Source organism: Sulfurovum sp. (genome assembly GCF_036568385.1).
Taxonomy (GTDB): Bacteria; Campylobacterota; Campylobacteria; order Campylobacterales; family Sulfurovaceae; genus Sulfurovum.
The window spans coordinates 1-9,840 of sequence record NZ_DATCSP010000023.1 but is presented as its reverse complement, the minus strand read 5'-3'; the positions used below and the strand labels follow the sequence as shown (position 1 = coordinate 9,840).

Genomic DNA, 9,840 nt, shown 5'->3' with positions numbered 1-9,840 from the left:
GATGCTGCCAGCGTACCAGGGCTTCCACTCCGACGATCTCATGGGTGCATTGGTTCACTTGCGGTTGGTAGTGCACAATGAATGCATGGCTATCGATCGCCTGGCGTAAACTGCTTTTCATTTTCATCTGTTCCAATGCGGCAGTGGTCATTTCTGGAATATAGAATTGAAAATTGTTCCGTCCGTTCTCTTTGGCTATATACATGGCTGTATCTGCATACTTCAAGAGGTCCTTCTCGTTATCTGCATCCTGCGGGTAAAGACTGATGCCTATACTGCAGGTGATATAGAGCGCATGACCGTTGATGTAGATCGGTTCGTCAAACATTTTGAGAATATCCCTTGCCAGAGTGGAGGCGTCATTGGGGTAAAAGAGGTCCTCCATGATGATCGTAAATTCATCCCCGGCCAAACGTGAGAGGGTGTCTCCTTTTCGAATAGAGTTTTGAAGTATCTCTGCAACGGTCTTCAAAACCTTGTCTCCTACATCATGCCCCAAAGAGTCATTGATCTCTTTGAACTTGTCCAGGTCTATAAAAAAGATGGCCAGTTTTCTTTTCTCTTTTTTCGCCACTTCAATGCCTTTTTTCAGGCGGGTGGCGAAGAGTGCTCTATTGGGCAGTCCGGTCAGCGGATCATGATTGGCCTGATGCTCTAAAAGGGACCTTTGTTTCTTCACTTCATTCTCGGCCTCGATCCTGTCGGAAATATCCTTGGTGAGCTGCTCTTTCGTCTTTTCAAGTTCTTCTGTTTTCTTCAGCAGCTGTTTGTTGATACTGACAAGATCTTTGGTCTTTTCTTTGATCTCACTCTCCAAGCGTTTTTCCTGCTCCTTTTTTTCTTTTAGAAGCTGTTTCTGTATGTAGATCTTTTGCAGGCTCAGTTCATGGTATTTTCCGGTCAGTATGAGTGAAAAAAAGAGGATCTCAAGAAACGAACCTGCCAGAAAAGCGTATCTGGATATATCGGTATTGTCCAGGATGCCATTGAAGGTTAAGGTCATCATCCCCATCGTTGGCATGTAGATGATCAGTGCAAGCAGGTAGAGCCTGGCACCGATAAGCCCCTGATACCAGGACCGAATGGCAACGATGAGAAGCAGGGTAAAGAAGAGCGAGGAACAGATGTTGAAGATCAGACACATATGGGGTACATTTTGGGATATGAGCAGTGCAAAAAGGAAGAAAAGCGCAGCCGAGACCATAAAAACCCTATGGATCCTTGGCATGCGTGTTTTCAACTCTAGCAATTTGTCTGAAAATAACACCAGGAACATCACCACGATATTACCTACGACATGCAGCCCCTGACTCCATCCTGGGAAGCCAAGGTTCAGGTAGAAACCGCTTTTCATGGCGAGAAATAGGATAAAAGAGAGTATATAGGCGATATAGTAGGCAAAGATGCGGTGTTTAATGATCATCAGGCTGTAGAGATTGAAGAGTATGATAACGAACAGGATACAGGCATAGACTATATATACTTCTGTGACCGAGACTCGTCCGGGTCTGAAGAACGCTTCCTCTGTCAAGATCTTGAACTCTCCGATATGCCCTGAAACGGTCTGGCCTTTCAGGTAGTATGTAGCACGCTCGCCGGGCAAGAGGTGCAGCCTGAAGGCGGGATTGTTGGTTTCTATGTTTCTTTCTTTAAGATGGGTATCCAGACCGTTTTCCTGAAGTTCCCATGCACCGTCTGTTTTGGTATAGAGGTCCAGCTTTGACCAAAAAGGTTCTGTGAAATAGAGTATATAGTCTTCATTATGACTCTGATTGGTGATCTCTATCTTGAACCAGGCTGTACCGGAATGATACCCCTGCGAAAATTGGCTGTTAATGACAGTGGTAAATTGTTTTTGTTCTATATCACTGATATCAAGGGTATTGCTTTCGTCAAAAAAATAGTGCAGAGAAAAGTTGTCATACGTCTCCTCTTCGTTTGTGAGGATAACAGAAGCGTACAGCAAAACTGTACCGAAAAGTAGAAACGCCAAGAGTTTTTTAAACATAGTATCCATCTATCAATGGTTGAAGTATGGTTTATGATGCTGGCCTTGTCTATTATTAAAGATTATATTCTTTTATTCTTGAATCTATTCTTTACTTTAAAATGTATCTTATTTATCTGTCATCATTTCTGGGGGAACAAAAATGTACCAAAAGCAGCTTCACAGCGAACTTTTTGTTATAATATACGCCTACAACTGCTATAGAGGATGATCATGTACGTTAGAGAAGAAAAGATCGAAGAAGAAAATCTGGACTGGGGAGAGCTTACCAAAGCATCCCAAGAAAATCAGGAGAAACTGATAGAGGAGGCGAAACACGAAGCTGCCGGCCAATCTGTTCCCGAATCTAACAAGTCGTTTTTGAAACAAAGTGCCGCGATCAAAAAGATAGCCCCCAAGTTCACGCTGAAAGATGAATTGACACATTTTTTAAAGCACAATGCAGAGATCTCTTTGCTTTTCGGTATGGTTTTCATCCCTTATATTCTGGGCTTTTTGATCAGCTACTTTTTGTTCTTTTTCTATGGAGGCATGCCCATCAGTCACTTTCTCGACGTACAGAAAGTACCTACGACCATTGAACTCTGGTCCATCGGAGCCTACCTGTTCGTGAGCGTGGGCGCTGTCCTGGCTTTTTTGGTTCCGTAACCGGATTTGATGCACTCTTCACAGCATGATGCCGCCTGCATCATGTGATCCACAATCTAACTTCACCCGCATACCTTTTCAACATACTTCACATTAGTCGTATCAAACTCACCATGCTTCTCTGGTGTTTTTCAGTTTTGTTTTGGTGACAAATACAAATAGGAATGATTAAGACAGAATTGTATGTAAAGCATTTCAAACAAATGAAATATGATTATTTAGAAGTTATTGAGTATAGCAAGAAAGTGAGGTTATATAGATGAAACAGCATCTCCCTTACAGGAGACACTGTTTAAGATATATTACAGAACTTGTTCTGTAACTGTCACTGTTTCTTCATGGTTAGCCACTTCAGTAACGATATGACTTTTTTCTATATCTGTCATTTCTGAAAGAGGTTTTAGGAATCCATCTTCACCTACAGGGAACTGACCATTAGCCCCTTTTAGTAGATAGTAGATTTTAAATTTAACTGTATAGTCTCCAGCTGGAAGTCCATTATAGTTAATTGTATACTCTTCACGTTCATTTGGTTGCAGACGGTTATCACGTTGATCCGGAACGATATTTGAATCGAACCCAGGTCTTACGATATAAGCTGCGCCTGGAGTCGAAGGACTTGTCGGTGCTCCAGTTGCAAGATCGTAGTATTTCCCTGTTTCACGTCCGTAAATACGGGTGAACCTACTGTTGTACTCTTCAGCATTTACGATCGCGGCATTAAAGACGTTACCCTTGACCTTTGAACCTTCCACAAACTGATTTTTCACAGTATCATCAGGTGCTATAATAACTGGTTTTGTACCATTGAAGTCTTGAGAATAAACTTGCGTATTATCCAGCTCATCCGCTTTACCTTGGTAGGTAATGACTCTATTTGGATCATAATCAACATTAACTTCTTCTTTACCAAATGTACTGATGGTATTGGAAGCATCTCCAGTAACCACTTTGTTGACAATATGATCATACTTTGACGTTGCTTGTGCAATAGACACATTTTGTTCAACACCATTTTCATCAGTTACTATAACACGGGTTAGAACACGACGCATTGGATGTGCCCCTGGCAACATATGGGCAGTCTTGTTCTCGAGTACAGTTTTGACCTGAATACCATTTCCTTTATCTACAGCTGTAAGATTGGAATCGAATCCGCTTTGGAACTTGGCTTTAAAATTCGGGGTACCTAACTTATTTCCTCCAGCAAAAGCATGATCGTTCATCCATTTATCTCTAACTGGATTATCGATAGTTGTATCGTTATTATCTGGATCAAAGTGCGGTGTTAATGGCAATTTATTATTCGCAGCCATGAACTCTTGTGTAAAAAGCGTAGTCGGCTTAGCCCATTGGTGCAATACAAATTCTTCATCAACGCGTGCCATATGACATTCTTGACATTTCGGTGAAAAATTCGTGTTGTCATAATTGTTGTTAACTGCATCATTGCTTACAGCGGACCATGTCGTACAGAGTTCCATAAATTCTGCTGGATTTGTGCCTGGTACAATTGCTCCTGCAGAACGTTGGTGGCAGCTTAGACAAAGTGCCTTACCATTATCACCAAAGTGATTGTTGTCATATTTGTGAAAATTTGGATTCACTTGTGCACTACGGTTCGTATCATCATCTTCATTGGAGTTATCAAGACCAGTGATACCAAATGGTCCGTAGAATGGTCCTCCCGTATAGTGTGTTTTCCCATCTGTACCATCTTTATCAATACCACGGAATGTGAAACGTCCATCAGCTGACTTGTTGATATCAAACTCATCAGAATTATGTGGAGAATTTGCTACATTATGATATTTTTCTGGTCCAACCAGTTTGAAGAAGATGTTCATATCTTCTTGTGACGCATTAGCATCATAATACAATGTCTCACCTGCTTTACGTACAGGTGATCCTATAATATTACCTCGTACATCTTTTGCCAATGTATACTGACCATTATCACTTCCTGCTCTACCATCATCTGTCATCATACGAACAGTTTCAATGCTGTGACATGTTGCACAGTTGATTCCTTCACGGTTGTTTTCGTGACCGATATGATACGTTGCTGTACGGAGTACACCGTCTGTACCGATTGAAGCAACGGTTGTTGGTTCATGTGGTGTATAATTAGGATTGTTTGTAACAATATTACTCTCTAAAGAGGCTTTTAATGATGTCCACTCTGCAGTAGTTAGTTCGGATACATTATTATGTTCAGTTAATGTAACTTCAAAATCATCAGAGTAAATAGCCGCCGGAGCGTGACATTTTGCACATGTCTCGGAAACATTTTCAAAAGTTTTTGTAGTGTATTCTATATCATTTGTAGCACCAATTTTTGCAAGCTGTACTCTTAGGAAATCCTGGTGTTTACTTTGGAATATTTTATCACTCCATGATTTTGAGTGCATAGATGTTTTCCATGAATCAAAAAGTTCATTATGACAATGCTGACATTTTTTTTCTGCCGTGTCAAACAGTGTATGTTGATACCCTTCACCTGCCAATACTTCTGCATCACCTTGTGACAGTGGAGCTGTACGCTCACTCCCATCCGTGCCAGTATAAGTAATTTCTGTTGCAGGCGGCTCTTCTGTCGTTCCTGTAGATGTGCTGCTACCACCACCACATCCGCTTAATGATAAAACAACGCCCATACTCAGTAAAAGCGTTAATGATTTAACATTTAACTTCATTCTTCTTCCTTTTATTCTCATATTGTTAAGACACCGAGTGTCCACCAATGATATTAGTTGCCTAATATCTCCCCCTATTGTTTAAAAAACAATCCATTTTAATTTTATAGTATAAGTGTTAAGTATGTGTTAAATAAAACTTTAACTTATTATAAATTATATTGAATAAGTAATATTGTTACATCAAACATATATTAAAATCACAAGTATGACAATATGTCATATATTTGAGGATGAAGCTCGGAGGGTGGTATACTTTTCCTATATCTTTATGGAGGGAAGACCTTTGTTTTTACATATCGACATAGACAGTTTTTTCGCTTCTGCAGAACGTTCCGTGGACCCCAGGCTTAAGGGCATACCGATGTGTGTCGGCTCAAGGAGCAATCTTGAGATATTTAACAAAAAACGAACCCACATCAAACTGATGAACGACAATTCCGGTGCCTTTGTGACCCCCGTGTTCTACAGCGACAAAAAGAAGACCTTTGAGTCCTACTTTATCGATGAGATAGAGGGAAGGAAGAAGATACGCGGCATCGTCACCACGGCGAGCTATGAGGCCAGAAGGTTTGGTGTGAAAACGGCGATGCCCATCGCTCAGGCTTTGCAGCTTTGTCCCCAGATGACGGTCGTACCTTCCAACTACCCCCTCTATCATAAACTTTCGCATCAGATACATGCATTCATCTCTGCCCATATTCCCCAGGTGGAGCAGTACAGCATTGATGAGTTCTTCGGGGATGTCAGCGGCTGGAAAAAGGATGAGGAGGTGTATGATTTTGCAAAAATGCTGCAGAAGAACATATTGGAACGTTTTGACATCCCCGTTTCCATAGGCATCGCAAAAGCAAAATGGATCGCTAAACTGGCAACAGAGTCTGCCAAACCGTACGGCGTCTATGAGGTAAAGGATATCGATGCCTATATAGAGCATATACCCATCAAAGAGTTTCCGGGTATAGGCAAAGGGTTTCAAAAGAGGCTGGAAGCACATTACATCTCTACACTCGGTGACATCAAACGGCAGAAGAAACTTTTTGACTCATGGAAAAAACCCGGTCAGCAGCTCTACGGACGGGTGACGGGGACCGATAATGAGGGTATCAGCCAGAGGGTAGCCAGAAAATCCATAGGTATCAGCCGTACGTTCGATGCCATCCATGACAAAGAGGAGATCAAAAGGCGCATCATGATCATGGCAAGGCATATCATCTATATGGTCATGGCTATAGAAGTGAATCCTACAAGCTATTATCTGAGGGTAGGGTATGCGTATGGCACCAGGGTAAAGAAAACATGCACGGTGGACAGGGTATTTTCTGAAACACTCTTCAAAGCAACACTCTCGGAGATGTATGAAGAGATAGCGGAAGCCGGCAAAGGGGCCATAAAACTTACCCTCAGTGTTTCAAACTTTTCTTCAGGGAGTTTCAAAACACTTTCACTGATCGAGTTCAATGATGACAGCAAAGCAAAACAGTTACATAAAAATATACATGAACTGAGAAAACGTTTTGGACTCGATATCATCAAAACAGGCAATGAATTGTAGGCAACTTGTGTATAACGCTATTTTATAGAGTTTTATTCATAGAGTTTTATGTATACTGTCGTCATGAATTTAAGTCTATTATTTCCGAAAATAAAAATGTTCCAACCTGATGAGGCAGTCACGGAAGCACTTTACAGATTATCCGGTAAAAGCCTCTTTCTTCTTCTGCTTCTGGTTATTTTAGCGACCGTGGCCCTCTATCCGGTGTTGAAGATGAATATCGTAGTCTGGGGTTCGAGTTTGGCATTGGTGTCAGTGTACAGACTCTATTTGGCCTATCAGTTCAAACAAAACAGACAAAAGTATAGCGTTGATGAGTGGTATAATATATTTGTCCTGGGTGCGATGCTTACCGCACTTATTTTTTCCACCCTCGGTTTTGTTTTCATACATAAAGTAGGGTATTATCACCAGTTCTACATCTTGGCGGTGCTTCTGGGATTGTCATCTGGGTCTACCGTTTCTTTGTCACCGGATATACGGGTCAATATTGTCTATGCGACCATCCTTCTTGTACCGCTGACCCTTACAATGATGTTATTGGACGGAACACCATTGCACCTGATACTGGCCATATCGCTGCTATTGTATTATCTAGCGCAGGTGACGACCATATACAAGATCTATGAACAAAAAAATGAATTCAATACATTGCAATCTGAGCATATGCTTTTAAACAGTCTGTTTAAAAATGCGCCTCTTGGCATTTTTACCTATAACAATGATCTGGAAATGATGGAGTGCAATGCAAAGTTAAGTGCACTTTTCGAGCATGAAGAAGACGCACTAAAAGGATTGAACCTTGCACATCTTCCTGATGACCGCTTCATCGGACCGCTCAAAGATTCGCTCTCCAAGGGGCCGCAGTCTTATGAAGGACCTTATGTCTCGATCAAGGGAAAACATTTTTGGGTAGATGCAAAGGCTTTTTCTTTCAGTGATAACGCCAATAAGGTACTCGGCGGTGTCGGGATGATCGAAGATAAAACAAAAGAACACAATGCACTGGTCGAACTTGAATACATGGCCAAGCATGATGTGCTTACAGGGCTGCTCAACCGCAGAGGCCTCAAGGAGCATATTCAGGAGCTTGTCGCACATACCAGACACCGGACACATTTTTCCATACTTTTCTATCTCGATCTGAACCAGTTTAAAAGCATTAATGACTCCCTGGGACATGCCATCGGAGATGAAGTACTGCTTACCGTTTCCAAGCGCCTCGTCAAGTTTTTGGATGAAGAGTGTCTGATCAGCCGGTTGGGGGGAGATGAATTTATCATCATAGCGCCTTATGTAGCAGAAGATGAGGAGACCGCAAACTCGAAAGCCGAGGAACTCTCCCAAGAGATACTCAATGTATTTGTAAATCCTTTTATCATTAAAGAGATGCATCTGCATATCAAATCAAGTATCGGTATTGTCCCTATTGAACCGGGCTATACGAATACTGATGAGATCATACGCCATGCGGACCTTTCTATGTATCAGGCCAAAATGGCGCCTGATCATATTTCCTATTATGATCCCTCTCTCGATAAAAAACAAAAAGAGCTTTTCCTGCTGCAGCATGATCTGGCGTATGCTGTCAAAAAAGATCAGTTCGGGCTCTTTTTTCAGCCTGTCGTTACGATCAAAGACAATACACTGCGTTCTGCCGAAGCACTGATACGATGGCAACATGCAACCAAAGGTCTGCTCACTCCTGAAGATTTCATACCTCTGGCTATCAAGGCAGGGTTGCTTCCGCAAATTACTTGGTGGGTCGTTGAGAGTGTTTGTAAGCAGATATCCCAGTGGAAAGAAGCAGGGCAGTGGAAACTTGAATATATCTCCATCAATGTCAATGCGCAGCAGTTGGTAGAAAATAATTTCCCCAAAGTATTTTTTGAAATACTGCATAGGTATGGACTGGAAACGACCGATATCATGATCGAGATCACGGAACGTTCATTGATCGATAATTTCAAACAGATGCAGGATGCGATCAATGTATTGCGAAGCAAAGGGGTCAAGTGTGCGATAGATGATTTTGGTATAGGCTACTCTTCTCTGTCCTATCTGAAAAGACTCTCTTTCCATACACTGAAGATAGACAAAGAGTTTGTCAAAGATGTAGAAACCAAGCCGCAGGAACGGCACCTCATGGCAACGATACTCAACATAGGAAGACAGTTCAACTATAACATCGTTATCGAAGGTATAGAGAATGAAAATCAGAAGAACTTTCTTTTGGGGCTGGATGAGAACCTTCGATATCAAGGGTTCTATTTCTCAGAACCGCTTGATCCAGAAAAGTTCAGAGAGACGTTCCTGAGCTAACTGCATCATGCGAATCGTATAAAAGCAGGTGTAGGGTTTGATTAAAGATTTGTTTAATCTCTTCTTCTATATAATTTGTACGTTTATCGTCAAAGAGATATTTTAAATACTATTTGTTGTGCCAAACTTGTTGTGAAGCAAGGACGGAAAGCCATGGGTCTTAACACTAAGATCGCCAGGTTGCCAAATACCTATACCTGCGTATATATGTATCCTTCCGCCTTTTTTCTTCCTGTTTTCACTCCAGACAGTATTTAATTCAATTTATTTTGTTGTGCCAAACTTGTTGTGAAGCAAGGACGGAAAGCTATGGGTCTTCATCTGAAGATCGCCAGGCTGCCAAAATGAATCTTAGTTCTTTTGCGCAACATCCAATTACGTTAAGGATATTTATGAAAAGATTTCACGCTCTGATCGGCATTATCGTGTCATTTACACTTATGACACTCATCTCTGGATGCGGAGGCGGTGGTGATACAACTGACGCTACTGCTACAACTGGAACAGCTACAATGAACATCACGGATGCACCGGTTGATGACGAGAATGTACTGGGTGTACATGTTGCGTTCGACGCAGTACACTATAAACCTGCAGGTTCACAGTGGGTA

At 41.6% G+C, this 9,840-nt stretch carries 6 protein-coding genes and 2 riboswitches; of the genes, 4 read left to right on the top strand and 2 right to left on the bottom strand.

Annotation, left to right across the window (positions count from 1 at the left end; genetic code table 11):
- On the bottom strand, positions 1-2,017 hold a 2,017-nt coding region (locus VIM88_RS02410; RefSeq protein ID WP_331861292.1), incomplete at its 3' end, for a diguanylate cyclase domain-containing protein.
- 204 nt (positions 2,018-2,221) lie between these two features.
- Here VIM88_RS02410 and VIM88_RS02405 point away from each other — a divergent pair.
- Positions 2,222-2,656 (top strand): hypothetical protein, encoded by a 435-nt coding sequence (locus VIM88_RS02405; protein ID WP_331861291.1) that lies wholly within the window; start codon positions 2,222-2,224, stop codon positions 2,654-2,656.
- Positions 2,657-2,958: 302 nt separating this feature from the next.
- On the opposite strand, the gene VIM88_RS02400 is transcribed toward VIM88_RS02405, so the two are convergent.
- Positions 2,959-5,352, bottom strand: a complete 2,394-nt coding sequence (locus tag VIM88_RS02400; protein WP_331861290.1) for a multiheme c-type cytochrome — start codon at positions 5,350-5,352, stop codon at positions 2,959-2,961.
- Between the two features lie 286 nt (positions 5,353-5,638).
- On the opposite strand from VIM88_RS02400, the gene VIM88_RS02395 reads away from it, so the two are divergent.
- The 3 genes from VIM88_RS02395 to VIM88_RS02385 all read left to right on the top strand — a co-directional run.
- Complete coding sequence (locus VIM88_RS02395; protein ID WP_331861289.1) at positions 5,639-6,907, top strand: DNA polymerase IV; 1,269 nt, start codon at positions 5,639-5,641, stop codon at positions 6,905-6,907.
- Between the two features lie 63 nt (positions 6,908-6,970).
- Positions 6,971-9,229, top strand: a complete 2,259-nt coding sequence (locus VIM88_RS02390; RefSeq protein ID WP_331861288.1) for a sensor domain-containing protein — start codon at positions 6,971-6,973, stop codon at positions 9,227-9,229.
- Positions 9,230-9,339: 110 nt separating this feature from the next.
- Positions 9,340-9,417, top strand: a riboswitch (cyclic di-GMP riboswitch).
- Positions 9,418-9,495: 78 nt separating this feature from the next.
- Positions 9,496-9,573, top strand: a riboswitch (cyclic di-GMP riboswitch).
- A gap of 48 nt (positions 9,574-9,621) precedes the next feature.
- Positions 9,622-9,840: hypothetical protein (locus VIM88_RS02385; protein WP_331861287.1), on the top strand; the 219-nt coding region annotated here is incomplete at its 3' end.